Source organism: Nonomuraea sp. NPDC049400, assembly GCF_044466425.1.
Taxonomy (GTDB): domain Bacteria; phylum Actinomycetota; class Actinomycetes; order Streptosporangiales; family Streptosporangiaceae; genus Nonomuraea.
Genome location: NZ_JBITMP010000019.1, coordinates 58714 through 79747 on the forward strand (window position 1 = coordinate 58714; position 21034 = coordinate 79747).

Consider the following 21034-nt stretch of genomic DNA (forward strand, 5'->3'; position numbering starts at 1 on the left):
GTCACCACCGCGCCTCGAAACTGCGCATCACCACCCCATTGCAAGGAGAACCCCATGACCGTCTCGACGACGCAGGCAGACGCAGGCAAGCCCCGCATCCTCTACCTCAGCCGCAGTGACGTCGCCTCGGTCGGCGGCGACCGTTCCGACCTCTACGTCCAGGCCCTGAACGATGCCCTGCAACTGCACGCCGAGGGCAAGACGGTCCAGCCGCTCAAGCCGTACCTGCGCGTGAACGGCAAGGAGGGGCACATCGCCGACCGGATCATCGCGATGCCCGCCCACGTGGGCACGCCGGGAATGTCCGGCCTGAAGTGGATCGGCAGCAAGCACGACAACCCGACGCGCGTCGGCCTGGAGCGTGCCAGCGCGGTGATCGTGCTGAACGACCCCGCCACGAACTACCCGATCGCCATCCTTGAGGGCAGCCTGATCAGCGCCGCGCGGACCGCCGCGGTGACCGTGCTCGGCGCCTGGCACCTGGCACGGAAGGACTTCACCGACGTCGCGCTGATCGGCTGTGGTGTCATCGGCGCCGCCCAGATCACCGCTCTGCTGGAGCAGTTCGGCCACATCACCACGGTGCGCCTGTACGACCGTCAGCGGGCGGCCGCCGACGCGCTCGCGGCCCGTGTCACCGCGGAGTACCCGCAGGTCACCGTGAAGGTGGCCGACAGCGCCGAGGACGCCGTGCGCGCGGGCGACGTCGTGGTCCCCTGCACCGTCACCGACCAGCCCTACATCGAGGCGGCTTGGCTCAAGCGTGGGGCCTTCCTGTCCAACGTCTCCATCATGGACGTCCACAAGGAGGTCTTCCTCGCCGCGGACAAGGTCGTCGTCGACGACTGGGAGCAGAGCAACCGCGAGAAGAAGATCATCAACCAGCTCGTGCTCGAAGGGAAGTTCTCGCGCGAGGCGCTGCACGCCGAGCTCGGTGAGATCCTGGCCGGGACGCGTCCGGGCCGCGAGACCGACGACGAGCTGATCGTGCTCAACCCCATGGGCATGGCCGTCGAGGACATCGCCTGCGCCGCCGAGGTGTACCGGCGGGCGGTCGACCAGGGCGTGGGCACCTGGCTGGACCTGTACTGACCATGCAGGTACTGAGGGTGCCGGCGATGACGTCCTCCGATCCGACCGAGCTGGTCCTGCGCGACCTGGTCGACACGCTGCTGCAGGAGAACGTGGCCGGGGCCGCGGATGCGGTGACGGTCGCGGACTCCGCTTCGGCGCCCGGGGCGGAGCTGGGCGACGGCGAACTGTGGTGCCGCATGGGCGCGCTCGCCTTCCGCGGGCGTGCCGGCGGCGCGCTCCAGAGCCTTCGCCTCTCCCGTGGGCCGGTCTGGCACATCGGCGCTGACGGGCGGACGCGGGAGCTCACGCCGAGCGAAGTCCTGACCACCCTCCACGCCGGCCGGGACGGAAGCGGCGTACGGACGGCCGAGGTCGCCGCCGACCTCCAGGCCGCCGTCGACCACGCGGCGATATCGCTCGGCGGTTACGCGACGCTGCCCGACCGGGCCCCGAGGCCCGGCGGGCTGCTGGCGGGCGAGCGCATCGCGGCGACCAGGAACCGGCCGTTCCATCCGACGGCGCGGGCGGCAGCCGGCTGGTCGGCCGCCGAATTGGAGCAGTACGGCCCCATGCGCCAGGCGGCGCTCGGCATGGACTGGGTCGCGGTGCGCCGTGACTGCCTTCGGCTCGGTACCGGTGAGGCGTCGGACGGGCTGGCCCAGCTGCTGCTGACCGACCGGGAACTGAACGTGCTGGCCGAGGACGCGCGCCGTGCCGGCGTAGGGATGGGGGAGTACCAGCCGGTGCCGGTCCACCCGTGGCAGTTCGAGCACGTCCTGCCGCGGGAGTTCGCTCAGGAGCTGGCGGACCGGGACGTCGTACGGCTGAGCAGAGGGCTCGGCGGCTTCCACCCGACATCCTCGCTGCGCACCCTCACCACGTCCCCCGAGTCGGCCCTGAACCTCAAACTGCCCCTCGGCGTCGCCACCCTGGGCGCCGCGCGGCTCCTGCCGCCCCGCTACCTGGACAACGGCGAGCGGGCGCAGGAGTGCATGACCTCCCTGCTCCGATCGGATTCCGGCCTCGGTGCCCTGGTCCGGGTCTGCGACGAGCGGACGTGGTGCGGCTGGAGCGGTCCGGGCGTCGACGACGAGTTCGCCGACCGGCCGGGCCACCTTGCCGCCCAGATCCGCAGCTATCCCGCGGGCCTGTTCGACGACCAGGACGCGCTCGTACTGCCGATGGCTGCCCTGGCCGCTCACGAGTGGGACGTCCTCACCCCGGCGCTGACCGTGGCCGGTTTCGACACCATCGATCCGGTCGGCCTGTTCCGCACGATCGCCGAGGCCTTCTGCGCGATGGGCCTCAGGTTCCTACGGGCAGGGGTCCTGCCGGAGCTGCACGGCCAGAACGTCGTCGTCGTCCTGGCCGACGGCGCGGTACGGGAGTTCGTCCTGCGGGACCACGACACGCTGCGACTGTGCCCGGAGCTCATGGACGCGGCCGGAACGGAGGACCCCGGGTACCGCATCAAGCCCGGCGCCCCCCAGTCCCTGAAACTGTCAGAGCCCCGCGCCCTGCTCGCGTACCTGCAGACCCTGGGCTTCCAGGTCAACCTGTACGGCATCGCCGACGCCCTCGCCCGGCACCACGGTCTCGACGAGCGGCTCCTGTGGTCCGAGCTGCGCGCGGCCGTCGCCGCCTGCCGGGACCGACTGGACCTGCCCGCGCACGTCGCCGCGCTCGTCGACGCGGAAGTGCTGGCGGCCAGGGAGTGGCCCAGCCGGGAGATCCTGGCGCCGCTACTGCGCCAGGGCCGCTCCTCCGGTGTCAGCATGCCGGCGGGCACCGGACGCGTACCCAACCCGCTGATCCCGGTCCCCGCGGCGGTGACGTGATGGCTCGGACGTCAGGCATAGCCAGCTCCGCCGATCGGCGGGCTTTCCGGATCCTGTGGTTCGGTCAGTTCGCCGCCGTCGCGGGCCTGACCGTCGTGGTTCCGCTCCTGCCGTTCTACCTCGCCGGCTTCGGGCTGCCGGACGGCGAGGTGGCGTGGTGGACCGGGGTCTCGCTCGCCGCGCCCGCCGTCGCCCAGCTGGTCACCGCCCCGCTGTGGGGCATGGTCGGCGATCGGTACGGACACAAGGCCATGGTGGTGCGGGCCCACGCCGGACTCGCCCTGGCCGTCGGGCTGATGGCGCTGGCCGATACACCGGCCGAGTTCCTCACCTGCCGACTGCTGCAGGGCGCCTGCGGCGGGGTCGTCGGCGCCACCGCCACGTACGCGAGCACGGTGGTCGCACCGCACCGCCGGGGGCGCGCCCTGGGCAGCCTCTTCGGCGCGACCGGCGCCGGGTCGCTGCTCGGGCCCCTGGCCGGCAGCCTGCTCGCCGACCGGTTCGGCTTCGGCGCCCTGTTCGGCGGTGTGGCCGGCCTGCTGTTCGTCGCCGCCGTCCTGGCACTGGCCCTGCTTCCCCGCCGCACGGCGGTCCGCCCGGAGGCGACCGCCGAGGTGGAGCGGCCCGCCTTGCGGGACGTGCTGTGCCGGATCCTGGGCGACCCGCGCAGCCGCGCGCTGATCCTGGCGGGGCTGTTGGGCCAGGCGGCCGTCTTCGCCCTGGTCGTCGTCTTCGCGCCGCAGGTGGAGCACATCACCGGGTCGGTGTCCTCGGCGACGGTCTGGGTGGGCGCGCTCCAGGCCGCCACCTGGGCCGCGTCCCTGGCCGGCGGCCCGTGGTGGGGCATCCGCAACGACCGCAAGGGGGCGCCGGCGAGTTTCGCCATCGCCGCCACCTGCTGCGCCGTGGCCGTGGCCCTGCAGGGCCTGCCCACCTCACCGGAGCTGCTGGTGCCGCTGCGGATCGTGCAGGGATTCTGCTTCGCCGCGCTCGCCCAGTCCGTGCTGCACGTGGTCTGCCACGTCGTGCCCGAGCAGGCCCGCGGGACCGCGCTCGGCACCGCCAACGGCCTGCTCGACGTGGGCCAGATCTGCGGGCCGCTGCTGGGAGCCCTGGCAGTCGGTCTGCTGCCCCCGTCCGCAACCTTCGCCGCCATCGGCTCGCTGCTGATCGCGGCGGCGGGCCTCGCCACACTCGGCGCACGCCGACGGCAGGCCCACCACCGTCCCCGGGCGGCTTACGCCGTCGCGGCACTGTCCGAGGTGAAGCAATGACGTCAACCGAGTCCGCCACCAGCACCACCGCGGCGCGCGCGGGCGCCGAAGAGGCGGCCCGCCAGCGGCTGCTCAACACCTACCTCCGGGAGTCCGGCACGCCGCTGGGCACCACCGGCGACGACCTCGTACGGATCGACCTGCCCGCCGCGGGCGCCGCGCTCGTCGTGGCCCTACGCCACCACTCGGTGTTCGGCCACCACGCGTACGGCGACCAGGTATGGCTCGAGAAGCGGGACGGTCGCCGTGTCCCCCTGGACCACGACGCGCTGGTGCGACTGCTGCTCGATGAGGTGGAGGCTGTCGCCGCCAAGGTGTTCGGATCGGCGCCTGACGGGGCGGAGCGCAAGCGCGCACTCGCCGAGCAGATCGAGAGCAGCATCGCGGCCACCACGCGGTACCTGCGCAGCCGGCGCACCCGAGCTGCGGACGACGCGCACGCACTTACCCGCGAGGCCGAGCAGTCGCTGCTCCTGGGCCACCCCTTCCACCCGACGCCCAAGAGCACCCAAGGGTTCGGCGACGACCTGGAGAAGTACGCACCGGAACTCGGCGCGGCGTTCGTCCCTCACTGGTTCGCCGTCGACCGGCGCATCCTGCTGGAACGCAGGGTGGCAGCGGGAACGTGGATCCCCGGCCCCGTGGCCGCCGCGGCCGCGGAGGTGCTCGGCGCGGACCACGGTCACGCACTGCTGCCGGTGCACCCGTGGCAAGCGCGGTACCTGCTGGCCAACTCCAGAGTGGCGCAGCTCGTCACCGACGGGCTGCTCGTCGACCTCGGCGCGCTCGGCCGGGAGGTCTACCCGACCTCCTCGGTGCGTACGGTCTGCGACCCCGCCTTCCCGACCTCCTTCAAGCTCCCCCTGCATGTGCGGATCACCAATTTCATCCGCAACAACCCGGTGCCGCACCTGGGCCGCGCCACCGACGCCAGCGCCGTGGTCGCCGAGCTCGCGCCGGAATGGGCGCACCCGGGCTTCTCCGCGCTGGTCGAGACCGGCTTCCGTACCGTGGACCCGGCCGTGGTCGGCGACGACCTCGCCGCGGACTTCTCCGTGCTGTACCGGGACAACCCCTTCACCGACGGCTCGGCCGCCCCGCGCGTGATCGCCGCCCTGCTCGAGGACCGGGACGGCGATGTGCCGGACCTGATCCACGAGGTACGCCGCTGCGCCCCGGACCCCGATGTCACGCCCGGCGCCGACCACGTGGCCGCATGGCTGCGCCGCTACTTGGGCATCTCCCTGATCCCGCTCCTGGAGATCTTCGACCGCGACGGCGTCAGCTTCGAGGCCCACGCGCAGAACTCGCTGCTGCACACGGACGGTGGATGGCCGACCCGCTTCTGGGTCCGGGACATGGAGGGCACCAGCGTGAGTCGGCAGCGGCTGCGCCCGGGGGCCGTACCGCCGGACAGCCCGCTGCTCTACGACCACGACGAAGCGTGGATGCGGCTGCGGTACTACGCGGTCACGAACCACCTCGGCCATCTGATCAGTGTGCTCGGCCAGTACACCGACGCCGACGAAGCCCTGCTGTGGCGCACGGCGCGCGAGATGCTCGCGGCGAGCGGCGGCGAGGCGGCGGCCGACCTGCTGCAGCGGCCGGTGCTGCCCGCCAAGGCCAACCTGGTCAGCTACTTCGTCGGACGAGGCGAGAACCCCCTGTACGTGGACGTCCCCAACCTGCTCTTCGAGGTGAACCGATGACCCCTCCGACCCCCGACCTGGTGGTCGCCGCGCTGCGCGCACCGACCTATGCGGACGTCCGGCGCCGGCTTTTCCGCCAGCTGCTGGAGTCGCTGGTCTACGAGGACGCGCTCCGCGTGACCACCACCGGCGACGGCGCGACCGTCGTGGACGGTACGGACGAGCAGGGGCGCCCCGTCCAGTACGTGTTCACCGCCCGCCGCCGGTACGGCTTCGACCGCGTCTCCCTCGGCCCGGAGCCGGTCCGGCGGGTGGCCGACGGCGAGAGCGCCGAGGCGGACTCGCTGATCCGGTTCCTCGGAGAGGTGCGGCAGGCGCTGACCGCCGACCCCGAGTGCCTGGCCCGGTTCTGCCGGGAGCTGGAGGCCACGCTGGTCAAGGACGCGCTGGCCCAGCACGTCCGCACCGAGCGGGGCGATGTGCTCGCCGAGCACGACTACGACACCCTCGAGGGCACGGTCACCGACGGGCACCGCTACCACCCCACCTACAAGTCCCGTATCGGCTTCGACCTTGAGGACAACCTGACCTACGGGCCGGAGTTCCTCCACCCGATCCGGCCCCTGTGGATCGCCGCGCACCGCGGGATCTCCCGGGTGGCCACCGCAACCGAGCTCGCCGAGGACGCCTTCGTGGCCGCCCAGCTCGGCGAGGTCACCCTGCGGGACTTCCGGAACCGGATCGCCGCGGCGGGATGTGACCCACAGGACTACACCCTGCTACCCGTCCACCCCTGGCAGTGGCGCGAGCAGATCGCGCCGACGTGGGCGGACCAGCTGCGCCGCCAGGAGGTCATCCTGCTGGGCGAGGACCCGCACGCGTTCGCCGCCCAGCAGTCCATCCGTACCCTCAGCTGCAGGGACATGCCCGAGCGGCCGTACCTCAAGCTCGCCCTGTCCATCGTCAACACCTCCACCAGCCGCGTGCTCGCCCCGCACACCGTGGGCAACGCCCCCGTGGTCTCGGACTGGTTGCGCGGCGTGGTGGCGCGCGACGCGTTCCTGCGCGACGAGTGCCGACTGGTCGTGCTCGGCGAGGTCATGGGCACCGCCGTCGACCCCGCACCGGCCGCCGACCTGGTCCGCTCGGACACCTACGGCACCCTCGCGTGCATCTGGCGGGAAAGCCTGCACCCCTTCCTCGAGCGGGACGAGCGGGCTGTGCCCTTCACCGGGCTGACGGCCCGTGAACTCGACGGCACCCCGCTGATCGACCCGTGGGTTCGCGCGCAGGGCGTGCGGACCTGGCTGCGCCACCTGGTGCGTGCGTCCGTCCTGCCACTGCTGCACCTGCTCTTCCGGCACGGCATCGCTCTCGAGTCGCACGCCCAGAACATGGTGCTGGTGCACAGGGACGGCGTGCCGCAGCGGGTGGCGCTGAAGGACTTCCACGACGGTGTCCGCTTCTCCCGCACCCACCTCGCGGAGCCGGAGGCTTGCCCGGTGCTGGCCGCCCCGCCGTCCCACCATGTCAACGCCAACTCCTTCCTGGAGACCGACGACCTCGACCAGGTGGCCGACTTCCTGCTGGACGCGTTCTTCTTCATCAACATCGGCGAGCTGGGCCTGTTCCTGGCCGACACCTACGACCTCGACGAGCAGGAGTTCTGGACGGTCGTCCGGGACCAGATCCGCGCCTACCAGAAGCGATTCCCCGACCTGGACGCCCGTTTCGAGCTGTTCGACGTGTTCAAGCCGGCCATCGAGGTGGAGAAGCTGACCACCCGCCGGCTGCTGCCGGACACCGAGGTGCGGGTGCACGCAGTGGCGAACCCGCTGGCGGAACCGGCCACGCGGCGGCAGCCGGACAGCGTGGGGGGCCGCTGATGCTGAAAGCCAACGAGGTCAAGCGCAAACTCCGGGACGGGCAGGAGGTCTACGGCCTGTTCTGCTCGATCCCCGCGCCCGCCCTGGTGGAGATGATCGGCTGCGCCGGCTATGACTTCGTCATCCTTGACAGCGAGCACACACTCGTCGACCCCGAGGGCCTGGAGAACCTGATCCGCGCCGCCGAAGCAGTTGGCCTGACGCCGTTCGTCAGGGTCCCCGAGTCCGACCCGGGTGCCATCCTGCGGGCGCTGGACGCGGGCGCCATGGGGGTCGTCGTACCGCACATCCGTTCCCGGGCCGACGCGGACGCGGCGATCCGGGCCGCCCGGTACGCACCGGAGGGGATGCGCAGCCTCAACGGCGGGCGCGTCCCCGGCTTCGGCCTGATCGATCTCGCCGAGTACGTGCGACTGGCCAACGACGAGGTCATGGTCGTCGCGATGATCGAGGATGCCGAGGGCGTCGACGCGCTGCCCGAGATCCTGGCCGGCGAAGGGATCGATCTCGTCCTCGAAGGCGCCGCCGACCTCTCCCAGTCGTACGGAGTGACCTGGCAGACCCGCCACCCGAAGGTGGCCGAGGGGTTGCAGCGGATGCAGGCAGTGTGCGCCGAGTACGGCGTGCCGTACTGCGCCATACCGCGCGCCCGCGAGGACCACGATGCGTGGCGCAAGGCCGGCGTCACCGCCTTCGTACTGGGCGAGGAGCGGGGACTGGCCGCCCGCGCCCTGCGTGGGCACCTGAACGAGCACCGCCCGCACCAGAAGGACGGGGGAGCGGCATGACCGACGTACTGACCAAGGGGATCGCCGACCGGGCGGGCCGCGACGAGCCGGTGTGCCTGTACGCCTACGACCTCGACGCGCTGACCGACCACGTGGAGCAGGTCGTCGCCGCCTTGCCCGAGCGGTGCCGGATGTTCTACGCGATGAAGGCCAACAGCGCGGCACCGATCCTGCGGACGCTCGCCCCCGTGGTGGCCGGATTCGAGGTGGCCTCCGGCGGTGAGGTGGCCAAGGCCCGGGCGGTCGGCGCCGACATCCCGGTGATCTTCGGCGGACCGGCGAAGACCGCCCAGGAGATCGCCGAGGCCCTGTGGCACCGGGTCACCCGGTTCCACGCCGAGAGCGTGCTCGAACTGCACCGTATCTCGCAGGCCGCAGTCGAGGCCGGAGTCACGGCCGACGTCCTGCTGCGCGTGAACCTGGCCGGTCCGTTCCCCTCCGCGACGCTGGCGATGGCCGGGCGGCCGACCCAGTTCGGCATCGATGAGAGCGTTCTCGCCGACGCGGTCGAAGCTGCCACCACCCTGCCCGGCCTGCGACTCGCCGGCTTCCACTTGCACTCGCTGTCGAACAACCTCTCTCCGGAGGCGCATCTGGACATGCTGCGCCTGTACCGGGAGAAGGTCATGGGCTGGGAGCGCGAGTTCGGCATCCGGTGCGAGGTGCTCAACGTCGGCGGCGGCATCGGCGTCAACTATGCCGACCTGGATGCCCAGTTCGACTGGGCGGCCTTCACCCGCGGGCTTGCCACGCTGGTGGAGACCTTCCCGGCGCACTGGCGGGAGATCGACTTCGAGTGCGGCCGCTTCCTGACCGCCCCGTGCGGCAAGTACGCCGTCGAGGTCCTGGACATCAAGCGCAACCACGGCGTGTCGTACGTCCTGGTGCGCGGCGGGACGCACCAGTTCCGGCTGCCGTCGTCGTGGCAGCACAGCCACCCGTTCACCGTGCTGCCGGTCGACGTGTGGCGCTCGGCGGCACCCCGGCCCGAACTGCGCGACGAGCCGGTGACCGTGGTGGGCGAGCTCTGCACCCCCAAGGACGTGCTCGCCCGCGATGTTCACTTGTCCCACGTACGTGTGGGGGACGTGCTGGTCTTCAGTCATGCGGGCGCCTACGGCTGGGAGATCTCGCACCACGACTTCCTCTCCCACCCGCACCCGGAGCACGTGTTCGTAGCGGACGGTGGGGAACGCCGCTGAAGTCCCGTCGAAGGCGCCCAAATGAGAACTGCCCGAGCGCAGCGAGGTCCTTGACATTGACCGCGACCGCCAGGCGCAGCTTCGAGCAGATCCTGCGCGGCGAGGTACCGATGAGCAGTGTCAACGACGGCAAAGATGATCCTGGTGCTTGCAAGCAGGCGACTTGTCGATCCGGCTCGATGACGTCGGCGACCAACCGCCATTATTCTGGAACGAGGTCGAGAGGAAGCAGCGACGATGAGCGCCACGCACGGCATGTCGCTTCCTGCCCGCCCGGATGACACGCATCCGCTGCGGACCATCCGAGAGATCCGCGAGTCCCTGCCCGACGATCAGTTGGCCTACTTCGACGCCGAACTCGCCGAGACCGACATCTCCGAACTGGAGTCGATGCTCACCCGCTGGGCCACGCTCGCCAACGACGGTTTTATGGACTTTCTTCTCTCGACTCCCTTCGAGGGCTTGGAATTCGGCGGCCGCTCCTACGATGAGCAGCAGGACGGCGAGTGATCTATCTCCTCGACACCATGTCGTCGCCGAGCTCACCACGAGGCCGAAGCCCGATCCCAACGTCATCGCCTGGGCTCGATCGATTCCCCGTTGTCCACGGCAGCCTCAGTCCTTGGGGGAGTCTTGAGAACGATCCCGGATAAGACTTTGGGCCTCCATGGCGGTGGCTGAGTGCTCGTCGTACCCGTCGTCGCCCGGTCGTAGGGGCACAACGCCATCAGCGTGCACCCGTTGGGAGATCGGTGTGGAACGGCACCTGCAGGAAGCCGTCCTCGGCGAGGATCGCCGTCCATGCGGCGCTCATGTCACACCCCGTACACGCGACGAAAGTGGTCGAGACTATCGCGGCCAGATTGTCCTGGCCATCGAGAACTCGCAAAAGACGGCTCGCCTGGCGTGTTGCACACAATGCGAATGCCTCGGTCCCCATTCCGCCCGGCTGTCACAGTAGCGCGGGTACCGTGAGATGCCGGCGCACCAACATCATGATGATGACCCAGCCCTCGCCACCGCTCATTACGAGCACGGGCGTCTTCGACAGGGCGAACCCGAGTCAACCACTGGCGCCTATTAGAGCCCGTGCGGGATTGGCTAAATGGTCAACAAGCGTTGCAGATCCAGACGGCAGGGTGGGCATCAGCAGGCTCACCACCCAGATGGGCAACGGGGGGGTGGAGCCCGGCCCACCTACACGGTGGCGTGGCCGCGGACCAGGCGGCCGACCTCGGCGCGCAGGTGTACGAAGTCCGGGTGCTCGCGGGTCGTGATCTGGTCCCGGGGCGCGGGCAGGTCCACCTTGAGGTCGCCGACCACGTGGGCGGGGGCCTTGGACAGCACCACCACGCGGTCGCCCACGTAGACGCTCTCGTCGATGTCGTGCGTGATGAGGACGATCGTCATCTGGTGGTGGCCCCGGACCTTGAGCACCAGGTCCTCGAGGTCCTCGCGGGTCTGGGCGTCCACGGAGCCGAACGGCTCGTCCATGAGCATCAGCGTCGGACGGTACGCCAGCGCCCGCGCGATCGCCACCCGCTGCTGCATGCCCCCCGACAGCTGGAACGGGTATTTACGCGCCGCGTCCGCCAGTCCGACCGACTCCAGGGCCTCGTGGGCGGCCTCGCGGCGCTGGCGCTTGTCCATGTTCTTGCGGCGCAGCGGCAGCGCCACGTTGTCGGCCACCGACATCCACGGGAACAGGGAACGGCTGTAGTCCTGGAAGACCACGGCCAGGTTGTCCGGTGTCTGGCGCACCACGTTGCCCTCGACCTTGATCTGCCCGCCAGTGGGGGTGATCAGCCCGGCGATCGAGCGCAGCAGCGTCGACTTGCCGCATCCGGAAGGCCCGACGATGCACAGGAGCTCGCCCTCGGCGACGCTGAGGCTGAGGCCCTCGATGGCGCGGTGCTCGTTGGGGCTGCCGCCGCCGTAAACGTGGGAGAGGTTGTCTATCTCGAGCAATGGATTTCCTCGGGGGGCGAGACCATGGACAACGCGAAACACTCTATCGGAGCGGGTAAATCTAGGCGATCGTACTCTCATTCGCCGGCGAGCTGCTGGGCGGCGTGGTGCCAGGCGAGCACCCGCCGCTCCACGACCAGGAACAGCTCGTTGAGCACATAGCCCAATACTCCGAGCAGTACGATTCCACCCCACATGAGGGGCAGGTCGAACATCTGATAGGCGGACGTGAGCTGAAATCCGATGCCGTTCACGGTGCCGGGCAGCAGCTCGGAGAAAACCATGACGATCAGCGAAAGTGAAAGGGCGAGCCGCAGCCCCGCGAACATCTTGGGCAGCGCGGACGGCAGGATCACCCGGTAGAGCCGTTCGGCCCTGGACAATCGGAACGCCTGGCTGGTCTGCAGGTGCAGCGGCTCGACCGAGCGGGCGCCGTCGGCGGTGTTGAGCAGCACCGGCCACACGATGCTGAACGTCATGAACGCCAGCTGCATCCGCAGCCCGAACCCGAACACCACCAGGAAGACGGTGACCAGCGCGGGCGGCGGGATGGCCCGCAGGAACTGCAGCACCCCGTCGAGATAGTCGTACGCCCGCGCGGACAGCCCCACCAGCAGTCCCAGCACGACCCCCGCCAGCGCGCCCCCCGCGAACGCGGCGGCCATCCTGCCCATGCTCGGCAGGATGTTCTCGAGGGCGGCGTCGGTCAGGAACATGGTCTGGAGCGGCCCCGAGAACCACATCTCGTGCATCCTGGCCACGATCCGCGACGGCGGCGGGAAGAACGTGTTGCCCGCCATTTGCGTGGCCGCCTCCCAGGCCAGGACCAGAACGACCAGCACCAGCGACCGGAACGCCGCCGTACGCATGCCCCTGGTCCTCATTCCGACGCTCCCAACCGGGCGTGGTGCCAGCGGAACGCCCGCCGTTCGGCGGCCACGAGCAGCGCGTTCACCAGCACCCCGAACAGCCCCACCCAGAACACCGCGGCCAGGATGTCGGTCATCCGCGCGGGCACGGCGATGCCGGCGAAGAAGATGAACACGCCGATGCCCTCGCCCCGCCCGGCCACGATCTCCGTGCTGACGGTCAGGATGAGCGCCACCCCGGCGGCCAGCCTGAACCCGGTGGTGATGAAGGGCGCCGACGACGGCAGCGACACGCGCAGCAGCACCGACGCGGGTCCGAAGCCGTACGATCGCAACGACTCCTTGGCCATGGGGTCGACGCCGCGCAGGCCGTACATCGTGTTGTAGAGGATCGGCCACAGCGAGGCGTAGACCACCAGCGTGACGCGCACCTGCAGCCCCGTGCCGATCAGGAGGGACACCAGCGGGATCAGCGCCACGGAGGGGATCGGCCGCAGGAACTCCACGACCGAGCGGGTGGCGGCGTCGACGATCGGCACACTGCCGAGCAGCAGGCCCAGCGGCACCGCGAGCAACGCCGCGAGCCCGAGCCCGATGGCCCAGGCGAGCAGGCTCGTCAGGGCATGGGCGCGAAAGGCAGGATCGGACACCAGCGCCGCCGCTCGCCCGAGGATCTCCGTCGCGGGCGGCAGGAACTCGCGGTCGGCCAGCCCCGTACGGCTGACCAACTCGATCAGGGCGGCGAAGGCGAGAGCCCCGGCCACCCGGCGACGCCAGCGCGTGGCGGCGGACGCCGGGCGGAGGCGGGACAGAGTCTGAGCGCTCACCCTGAGGTGGTGGGCGACATCAGTGACTTGACGTCGATCGCCTTCGAGAGCCATTTGGCCTCCAGCATCCAGTCGGCCACCCGCTGGAGCCGGACCGGGTTGTCGCTGCTGGAGAAGTACGGGAACGTGACGGTGGCGGCCGTGGACGCGTCGATCTGGGTGAAGTTGGGCAGCACCTTGGCCACCACCTCACGGTTGTTCTCCATGAGCTTGGCCGCGTTGTGGATGGCTCGCTGGAACGCCGCCGCGGTCTTGGGGCTCTTGTCGTACCACTCCTGCGTGCCGACGTAGCCCGAGATCGGGAACTCGGCGGCGGGACCGGACGCCGGGTCGAGGATCTTGCGGGCGCCCATCGAGGAGGTGGCCGCCGTGACCATGGGCTCGCCCAGGTACGCGGCGTCGATCTGGCCGCCCTTCCACGAGGGCATGATGTTCTGGAACGTCACCTGGACATACTTGATCTTGGACGGGTCGACGTTGTTGGCCTTGAGCACCTGCGTCAGCGCCAGTTCCTGGAAGTTGTGCAGGACGTTCACGTTGATCGTCTTGCCTTCGAGGTCCTTCGCCGTCTTGATGGGCGAGTTCGGCAGGGCCATGATGCTGAGCGAGTCGGGGGCGGCACGCGAGCCCTCGGCGAGGATCCGCAGCTTGAGTGCCTGCTTGTCGTGCGCCTGGAACATCGACACGTAGTTGCCGAACATGGCGTCGATCTCGCCCTTCACCAGCATGGGGATGGCCTCTGGCGCCGCCTGCACCACCTGTGGGGTGACCTCAAGCCCCTCCTTCTCGAAGAGCTTCTGGTCGATGGCGACGTAGAGGGCGGCGCTGTCGATGGCGGGCAGGGTGGCGACCTTGATCTTCGTCTTCTCCAGGCCGCCGGCGGACGCGGACGGCGGCGCGCTGGCAGTCGGGGAGCCGCCCGTGCTGCACGCAGCGGCGCCGAGTGTCAAAGCTAACCCGATGATGGCGGCCCTGGCGGGACGGCCAAGCCTCATGTCAGGGACTCCCTTCAGGTGGAGCCAGGGGGGGGGACCGGGTGGCTTCTGCTCCCGGGGGCTGTGTGCCTGACGCACAGCAGGGATCCGACCGTAACACCAAATCTGCGGTCATTATCGCGAAACTAACACTTGTAGTTGCAATGTCCGATTGCGGCTCTATCGTGAAAAATTGAAGACCAGATGAAACTGTTGTTTGTCCGGTTTGGGAAAGGAGGTGTCGGTCGGGGCTTCAGTTACTGATGGGGCATGCTATTCGATCTTTTCCACGAGTCAAGAGGCGTCTCGTGGAGCGGTCTCGCATTGCCTCTTTCCCCAGATAGAGGGCTGTTGTGCCGATTCCATTGAATTTTCCGGACAATCGGGGATAAACACCTCAAGAGGGCACTGATGGTGGTTGGCCCTGGGCAACTGCTGTGCTCAAATGACGCATATCTCGACGTACATATTGCCCCACCTGCATTTACCTGCATGGCCACCGAGAATTCCCCTCCAGGGGCGAGAGGTTGCGAAGGCAAGTGAGAACGCAGAGCGCTGAAGCTTCCGCTGACCGCGAGCCGCACGGGCATCAGAAGCGACGGTTGTCCAACCCTCCTTCTCGCAGATTCGGGCTGGGCAACTGGCACGTGCGATCGCGCCTTGTCGCGCTGATCGTCGTTCCCACGGCCGTGGCCGTGGGGCTGGGCGGACTGAACGTGATCACCTCGCTCAGTGATGCCAACACCTACCAGACCCTCAGGGAGGTCGCCGAGCTCAGCGAGCAGCTCGGGACCGTCACCCATGAGCTGGCCTTCGAACGCGACGAGACCGCCCTCTACATCGCCCAGGGCCGGCCGGAGAACCGCGAGGCACAGCTCCGCACCACCTACAGCGGGGTGAACGCCCTCATCGACGAGGCCAAGCGGCGGGCACAGCTGCTCACGGACACCCATGCGGACGCCGTACGACCGGTGCTGCGGCGCCTGGACGAGATCCCGACGCTGCGCGACACGGCCGTCAAGGGGAAGATCCAGCCCCTACCGATGATCCAGAAGTACTCGCAGATCATCGCGGCCGTGCTGCAGTTCCACGACCAGGTCGGCCAGGTCGCGGTGGACGACGAGGTCTCACACAGCGCCAGCTCGATGTCCGCCATCGCCCGGGCCAAGGAGGAGGCATCCAAGCAGCGCGGTGTCCTGGCCAGCGCGCTGGACAAGAAGGGCTTCGACAGCGGCGAGCTCGACGCCCTCACCGACGCCAAGTCGCGCGAGGAGAGCGAGGAGACGCTGTTCGCGACCCTGGCCAACCTCGACCAGCTCGAGCTCTACCGCAACACAGTCGTGGGCAGGGACGTCGACCAGACCGACCTGTTCCGGCTCCGGGCCATGGCCCAGTCCGCTGAGGGCAAGGAGCTGAGCATCGGCGTACGGCCCGACAGGGACGTGGCCACCTGGTTCGACGTGAGCACCGGCAAGATCGACGCGCTGCGCAGCGTGGAGAAGGAGCTCTCCTCCTCCGTCATCCTGCGCGCACGTGCCCTGGAGGAGGGCGCCAACCGCTCGGCGATGATCTCTGGCGGCCTCATCCTGCTCCTGCTGCTCGTGGTGGTCGCGATCATCTCGCTCATCGCCCGCTCGCTCATCAGGCCGCTGCGCAAGCTGCGCGGCGAGGCGCTCGACATCGCGGGCCACCGCCTGCCGGAGACCGTGCAGCAGCTGCGTGAGAACGGCGAGGGCTCGATCGGCCCGGTCATCCCCATCGGCGTGGACACCCACGACGAGATCGGCGAGGTGGCGCGGGCGTTCGACGAGGTGCACCGCGAGGCCGTGCGGCTGGCGGGCGAGGAGTCCAGGCTGCGCAGCAATGTGAACGCGATGTTCGTGAACCTGTCGCGGCGCAGCCAGACGCTGGTCGAGCGGCAGATCACGTTGATTGACGGGCTGGAGCAGGGCGAGCAGGACGAGCAGCGGCTGGGGAACCTGTTCAAGCTGGACCATCTGGCCACGCGTATGCGGCGTAACAGCGAGAACCTGCTGGTGCTCGCGGGTCAGGACCCGCCCCGCCGCTGGAGCCAGCCCGTCAAGCTGGTGGACGTCGCCAGAGCCTCGCTGTCGGAGGTGGAGAACTACGAGCGGGTGGTGCTCCAGGTGCCCGACGGCGTCTCGGTGGCGGGTCAGGCCGTCAACGACGTCATCCACCTGCTGGCCGAGCTGGTGGAGAACGCGCTGTCGTTCTCGCCCCGCGAGACCAGGGTGACGGTCTCCGGCAGCAGGATCGACGGTGGCGGCGTGATGTTGTCGATCACGGACTCCGGCATCGGCATGACGCAGGAGGAGCTGGCGCAGGCGAACGACCGGCTGACGGACGCGCCGAGCGTGGACGTGTCGGTGTCGCGGCGGATGGGCCTGTTCGTGGTGGCCAGGCTGGCGCACCGGCACGGCATCAGGGTGCAGTTGCGCCCGCACAGCTCGGGCGGCCTGACCGCGATGGTGCTCATCCCCGAGAACATGCTCGGCTCCCAGGCCCCCGACTTCACGGGGACACCGTCCTTCTCCGGCAACCAGCCGCCCGCCTTCGCGGGCGCGGTGACCGGCGGGCCCAAGGACGAGCCGTACTCGGGACCTCACCCCGCGCCGCCGGCTACGGACTGGCCGCAGGCCCCGTACCAGCTGGGGCCAGGCCACCCGTCGTTCCCGTCGAACCCGGACCACAACTGGCCGGCGTCCACGCAGCAGTGGCAGCCGGAGCCCGGCGGGTGGCCGGCGGAGCCCCGCCTCGGCGGTGGCTACGACAGCGACGTGTGGACGCCGCCCCGCGGTCCCGCCTGGAACGGCGACCACGCCTTACCCAGGCGGCCCGTCCCCGAGCCGCCGCCGGGCGGCTGGGGCCGTGACACCATGCCGCCGCAACGGCCCGGATTCGACTTCCAGGAGGGCGAGTCCGGCGCCACCGGCCCAATCCCGGCCGCTCCACCCGCGTCGGCGGGGGACGACTACCTGCCGATCTTCGCCGCGGTGGAGTCCGCCTGGTTCGGCCGCAACAACGGGGCGAGCTGGGGCTCGAGCAAGGCAGATGAGGGTTGGAGCGCGGCGGAGGCGGTTGTGGAGCCCGTACGTGACGGTCAGACGGCGTCAGGCCTGCCCAAGCGGGTGCCGAAGGCGAACCTGGTGCCCGGCTCCGCCGACTCCTCGGCGGCGCCGAAGGGCGTGACTCCGATGCCGGCGGTGTCGCCGGACCGGATCCGCAACCGGCTCTCCAGCTTCCAGCAGGGCTTCCGGGCGGCGCGCGACGACATCAGCGAGGGCAGGGCGTTCCCCTCTGGCCCGAAGAACAACGACAGGGAGGAGGGAGCATGAATGATTTAAGTCATGCGGCACGTGGAGTCGACTGGCTGATCACCGACTTCGTCAGCACGGTCCCAGGCGTCGCGCACGCGGTGGTCGTCTCGTCGGACGGGTTGCCGTTGGCGGCCTCGTCGGGGTTTCCGGCTGACCGGGCTGATCAGTTGGCTGCGATCGCGTCGGGTCTGGTGAGCTTGACGCAGGGTGCGGCCAGGGTGTTCGAGGGTGGTGCGGTCAATCAGACGATTGTGGAGATGCAGCGCGGGCTGATGCTGATCATGTCGATCAGTGACGGTTCGTGTTTGGCGGTGCTGGCTGCCCCGGACTGTGACATGGGTTTGGTGGCGTACCAGATGACGCTGATGGTTGATCGCGCCGGTCAGGTGCTTACCCCGGCTGTGCGCGCCGAACTGCGCGCCAGCCAGACCAGGTGATGTACGTGTCAGACCCCAGATGGAACAGCGGCGGTTGGGCGCCTCCGCCTGTGCCCCAGCCCCAGTCGCAGCTGAATCCTGACCCCGCCTCGCCCGTCCGCCCGTACGCGGTGACAGGTGGACGGACGGCGCCGCGGGTCAAGCTGGCGATGGAGGCCCTGGTGTCCTCGGCGACCGCCGAGCACCGGGAGTTCTCGCATATCACGCCGGAGTACCAGGCGATCAGCCAACTGTGCCGGCAGGTCCGGTCCGTGGCAGAGGTGTCGGCTCTGCTGCGGATCCCCCTCGGCGTGGTACGCGTGCTGATCGCTGACATGGCTGCCGAAGGTCTGGTCCGCGTGCATCAGCCACAGCTGGACGAGGGCAGGCCTGACGTCAATCTGCTCGAAAGGGTGCTCAGTGGACTTCGCAGGCTCTAGCCCCGGCCTCACCTCGACGAAGATCGTGGTGGCTGGAGGTTTCGGGGTGGGCAAGACGACGTTCGTCGGCGCGGTGTCTGAGATCATGCCGTTGACCACGGAGGCTGTGATGACAGACGCCTCCGTGGGGATCGATGATCTTGGCATGACGCCGTTGAAGTCGACCACGACCGTCGCCATGGACTTCGGCCGCGTTTCGCTCGACCGCGACCTGATCCTCTACCTGTTCGGCACGCCCGGGCAGCACCGGTTCTGGTTCATGTGGGACGACCTGGTACGCGGCGCCATCGGGGCGGTCGTGCTCGTCGACACCCGCCGTCTCGCCGACAGCTTCCCGGCGATCGACTACTTCGAGGAGGCCCAGCTGCCGTTCGTGGTGGGCGTCAACGGCTGGGACGGCCAGTATCCGCACAGCGACGCCGAGGTGCGCGACGCCCTGACCCTGGCCCCGCACATCCCGCTGGTGCGGCTCGACGCCAGGTCCAAGGACTCCGTCAAGGCCGCGCTGATCAATCTGGTCGAGCACGCGCTCTCGGTGCGCATGGCCGTGCCGGGCTGGGGTGGTTGATTTCCCGTTCGCGAGCGCGTTGACAGCCGCGGCACTCTCCTGATCACAATGGCTCCCGCCGAGCATCGCAGGAGCATCATGTCCCGTGGCCGCACCACATGAACGTGAGAAACCCGCTCACCGGGGAGGACGACAGGCCGCTCGCCCCGGTCCCGCCGGACCGGCTCGCCGCCATCGCGGCCGACCTGCGCAAACGTGCTTCGGGCCGGCCGGCCGGAGAGGCCCTCTCCCGGTTCGGCGCCGCGCTGGCCGATGACGACGACCTCCTCGCCGCGCTGGTGGCCGACACCGGCAGGGTGGGGGAGTCGGTGCTGGAACGGCAGATCGTCGCCGGCCTCATCGACCGATGGGTACGCCAGGCGCCCGCCCTCCTCGAGCCTCCGACTGAGATCCCGGCCTCCCTGCCAGGTGTCTTCGTGGGGGGCGACGCGGTGCCGTACGAGCTGGTCGGGGTGATCAGTCCGTGGAACTTCCCCCTGCTGCTCGGCCTCATCGACGCCGTGCCCGCGCTGGCCGCGGGATGCGCGGTGCTGGTCAAGCCCAGCGAGGTGACGCCCAGGTTCATCGAGCCGCTGATGCGGCTGGTCCCCGACGAGCTGCCGCTCGAGGTCGTCGAGGGCGACGGCGAGACGGGCGCGGCACTGGTGGACCTGGTGGACGCCGTGGTCTTCACGGGCAGCGTGGAGACGGGGCGGCTCGTCGCCCGGTCGGCGGCGCGCGCATTCGTGCCCGCGTTCCTGGAGCTGGGCGGCAAGGACCCGGCGATCGTGCTGGCCGGGGCCGACCTGGAGCGGGCGGCGTCGGCGATCCTGTGGGGCGGCACCGCCAACGCCGGGCAGTCGTGCCAGTCGATCGAGCGGGTCTACGTGGCGCGCGAGGTCCACGACGAGTTCCTGGCGTTGCTCGTGGCCAAGGCCGCTCGGGTCGGGCTGACCTGCGAGGGCGGCCCCATCGGGCCGATCATCGGCCCCGGACAGGAGGACGTGATCGCCGCGCACCTGGCCGAGGCCGTGGCCAAGGGCGCGACCGTGCACACGGGCGGCGAGATCGAGCGGCACGGCGGCGGTCACTGGTGCCGCCCGACCGTGCTGTCCGGCGTCGACCACGGCATGCTGGTGATGACGGAGGAGACGTTCGGCCCGGTGCTGCCGGTCATGGCCGTGGACGGGGCCGACGAGGCCGTCGCCCTGGCCAACGACTCGGTCTACGGGCTGTCGGCCGCGGTCTTCGCCGCCACGGAGGAGCAGGCCATGGCCGTGGCGACCCGGCTGCGTGCGGGCGCCGTCAGCGTCAACGACGCCTCGCTGACCGCGCTGGTGCACGAGGGGGAGAAGCACTCCTTCCGCCTGTCGGGGCTCGGCGGCTCCCGCATGGGTACCGCCTCCATCCGCAGGTTTCTGCGCCGCAGGGCTTTCCTGGTCAACCGATCCGACGCCGCCGACCCGTGGTGGCACACGACGAAGGAGTAGCTCCTGATGGGACTTCGCGCGGACATGCCGCTGCTGGCCCGCCACGAGGGCGAGTGGGAGGGCGAATACCTCCATCTCGACCGCGACGGGACCCCGATCGACCGGCACCGCGTCCGGATGACCTGCGCGATCCGGGACGACGCCGTCTACCACCAGACCAACCGCTACACCTGGGACGACGGGCGCACGGAGGTGCACGAGTTCCCGGGGACGTACCTCGGCGGCGGGCGGTGCGGGTTCGACACCGAGCGGATCAAGGGGGAGTTCTGGGAGCTCGACGCCAGCACGATCTACCTCACCTGGCAGTACAAGGCCGAGGGTGCGGACCTGCGGCTCTACGAGATGATCGTGCTGAGCGAGGACGGCAAGTCACGCAGCCGCGTCTGGCAGTGGATCAAGGACGGCGTGTGCGTGAAACGGACTCTGATCAACGAGCGCCGCGTGAGCTGAGGAG

Annotated in this window: 18 protein-coding genes; 14 read left to right on the plus strand and 4 right to left on the minus strand. The window is 69.8% G+C overall.

Annotation, left to right across the window (positions count from 1 at the left end):
* The first annotated feature begins 54 nt into the window (after positions 1-54).
* From sbnB to ACIBVN_RS28615, 8 genes are all read left to right on the plus strand, one after another.
* Positions 55-1092 carry a 2,3-diaminopropionate biosynthesis protein SbnB gene (gene sbnB / locus ACIBVN_RS28580; protein WP_397141467.1) on the plus strand — a complete coding sequence of 346 codons (1038 nt, stop codon included), beginning with the start codon at positions 55-57 and terminating at the stop codon, positions 1090-1092.
* Positions 1093-1118: 26 nt separating this feature from the next.
* On the plus strand, positions 1119-2912 hold the full coding sequence (locus ACIBVN_RS28585; RefSeq protein ID WP_397141469.1) for an IucA/IucC family protein: 1794 nt from the start codon (positions 1119-1121) through the stop codon (positions 2910-2912).
* A complete protein-coding gene (locus tag ACIBVN_RS28590; RefSeq protein ID WP_397141471.1) occupies positions 2912-4186 on the plus strand; it encodes an MFS transporter in 1275 nt (424 codons plus the stop codon). Before ACIBVN_RS28585 ends, ACIBVN_RS28590 begins: the two co-directional genes overlap by 1 nt.
* Positions 4183-5895 carry an IucA/IucC family protein gene (locus ACIBVN_RS28595; protein WP_397141473.1) on the plus strand — a complete coding sequence of 571 codons (1713 nt, stop codon included), beginning with the start codon at positions 4183-4185 and terminating at the stop codon, positions 5893-5895. Before ACIBVN_RS28590 ends, ACIBVN_RS28595 begins: the two co-directional genes overlap by 4 nt.
* Positions 5892-7721, plus strand: a complete 1830-nt coding sequence (locus ACIBVN_RS28600) for an IucA/IucC family protein (protein ID WP_397141475.1) — start codon at positions 5892-5894, stop codon at positions 7719-7721. Before ACIBVN_RS28595 ends, ACIBVN_RS28600 begins: the two co-directional genes overlap by 4 nt.
* Positions 7721-8509 carry an HpcH/HpaI aldolase/citrate lyase family protein gene (locus ACIBVN_RS28605; RefSeq protein WP_397141477.1) on the plus strand — a complete coding sequence of 263 codons (789 nt, stop codon included), beginning with the start codon at positions 7721-7723 and terminating at the stop codon, positions 8507-8509. Before ACIBVN_RS28600 ends, ACIBVN_RS28605 begins: the two co-directional genes overlap by 1 nt.
* Positions 8506-9711: a type III PLP-dependent enzyme gene (locus ACIBVN_RS28610; RefSeq protein ID WP_397141479.1), complete on the plus strand. Its 1206-nt coding sequence runs from the start codon at positions 8506-8508 to the stop codon at positions 9709-9711. Before ACIBVN_RS28605 ends, ACIBVN_RS28610 begins: the two co-directional genes overlap by 4 nt.
* A gap of 237 nt (positions 9712-9948) precedes the next feature.
* Positions 9949-10221, plus strand: a complete 273-nt coding sequence (locus ACIBVN_RS28615) for a hypothetical protein (RefSeq protein WP_397141481.1) — start codon at positions 9949-9951, stop codon at positions 10219-10221.
* Positions 10222-10908: 687 nt separating this feature from the next.
* Here ACIBVN_RS28615 and ACIBVN_RS28620 read toward each other — a convergent pair.
* From ACIBVN_RS28620 to ACIBVN_RS28635, 4 genes are all read right to left on the minus strand, one after another.
* Entirely contained in the window at positions 10909-11679 is a 771-nt protein-coding gene (locus ACIBVN_RS28620; RefSeq protein ID WP_349456240.1) for an ABC transporter ATP-binding protein, read from the minus strand.
* Between the two features lie 77 nt (positions 11680-11756).
* A complete protein-coding gene (locus ACIBVN_RS28625; RefSeq protein WP_397141483.1) occupies positions 11757-12563 on the minus strand; it encodes an ABC transporter permease in 807 nt (268 codons plus the stop codon).
* Positions 12560-13375: an ABC transporter permease gene (locus ACIBVN_RS28630; protein ID WP_397141485.1), complete on the minus strand. Its 816-nt coding sequence runs from the start codon at positions 13373-13375 to the stop codon at positions 12560-12562. The genes ACIBVN_RS28625 and ACIBVN_RS28630 overlap by 4 nt, the downstream gene beginning before the upstream one ends.
* On the minus strand, positions 13372-14370 hold the full coding sequence (locus ACIBVN_RS28635) for an ABC transporter substrate-binding protein (RefSeq protein ID WP_397141487.1): 999 nt from the start codon (positions 14368-14370) through the stop codon (positions 13372-13374). The genes ACIBVN_RS28630 and ACIBVN_RS28635 overlap by 4 nt, the downstream gene beginning before the upstream one ends.
* Before the next feature lie 626 nt (positions 14371-14996).
* Between ACIBVN_RS28635 and ACIBVN_RS28640 the strand changes: the two genes are divergently transcribed.
* From ACIBVN_RS28640 to ACIBVN_RS28665, 6 genes are all read left to right on the plus strand, one after another.
* The gene (locus tag ACIBVN_RS28640) at positions 14997-17705 is read left to right on the plus strand and encodes a nitrate- and nitrite sensing domain-containing protein (protein ID WP_397141489.1); all 2709 of its coding nucleotides are present in this window, start codon (positions 14997-14999) and stop codon (positions 17703-17705) included.
* On the plus strand, positions 17702-18124 hold the full coding sequence (locus ACIBVN_RS28645; RefSeq protein ID WP_020546542.1) for a roadblock/LC7 domain-containing protein: 423 nt from the start codon (positions 17702-17704) through the stop codon (positions 18122-18124). The genes ACIBVN_RS28640 and ACIBVN_RS28645 overlap by 4 nt, the downstream gene beginning before the upstream one ends.
* Positions 18124-18543 (plus strand): DUF742 domain-containing protein, encoded by a 420-nt coding sequence (locus ACIBVN_RS28650; protein ID WP_397141491.1) that lies wholly within the window; start codon positions 18124-18126, stop codon positions 18541-18543. The genes ACIBVN_RS28645 and ACIBVN_RS28650 overlap by 1 nt, the downstream gene beginning before the upstream one ends.
* Positions 18524-19111, plus strand: coding sequence for an ATP/GTP-binding protein (locus tag ACIBVN_RS28655; RefSeq protein WP_344986855.1), 588 nt, complete (start codon positions 18524-18526; stop codon positions 19109-19111). The genes ACIBVN_RS28650 and ACIBVN_RS28655 overlap by 20 nt, the downstream gene beginning before the upstream one ends.
* Before the next feature lie 104 nt (positions 19112-19215).
* The gene (locus tag ACIBVN_RS28660; protein WP_397141493.1) at positions 19216-20580 is read left to right on the plus strand and encodes an aldehyde dehydrogenase family protein; all 1365 of its coding nucleotides are present in this window, start codon (positions 19216-19218) and stop codon (positions 20578-20580) included.
* 6 nt (positions 20581-20586) lie between these two features.
* A complete protein-coding gene (locus ACIBVN_RS28665) occupies positions 20587-21030 on the plus strand; it encodes a hypothetical protein (protein ID WP_397141495.1) in 444 nt (147 codons plus the stop codon).
* Positions 21031-21034: the final 4 nt, after the last annotated feature.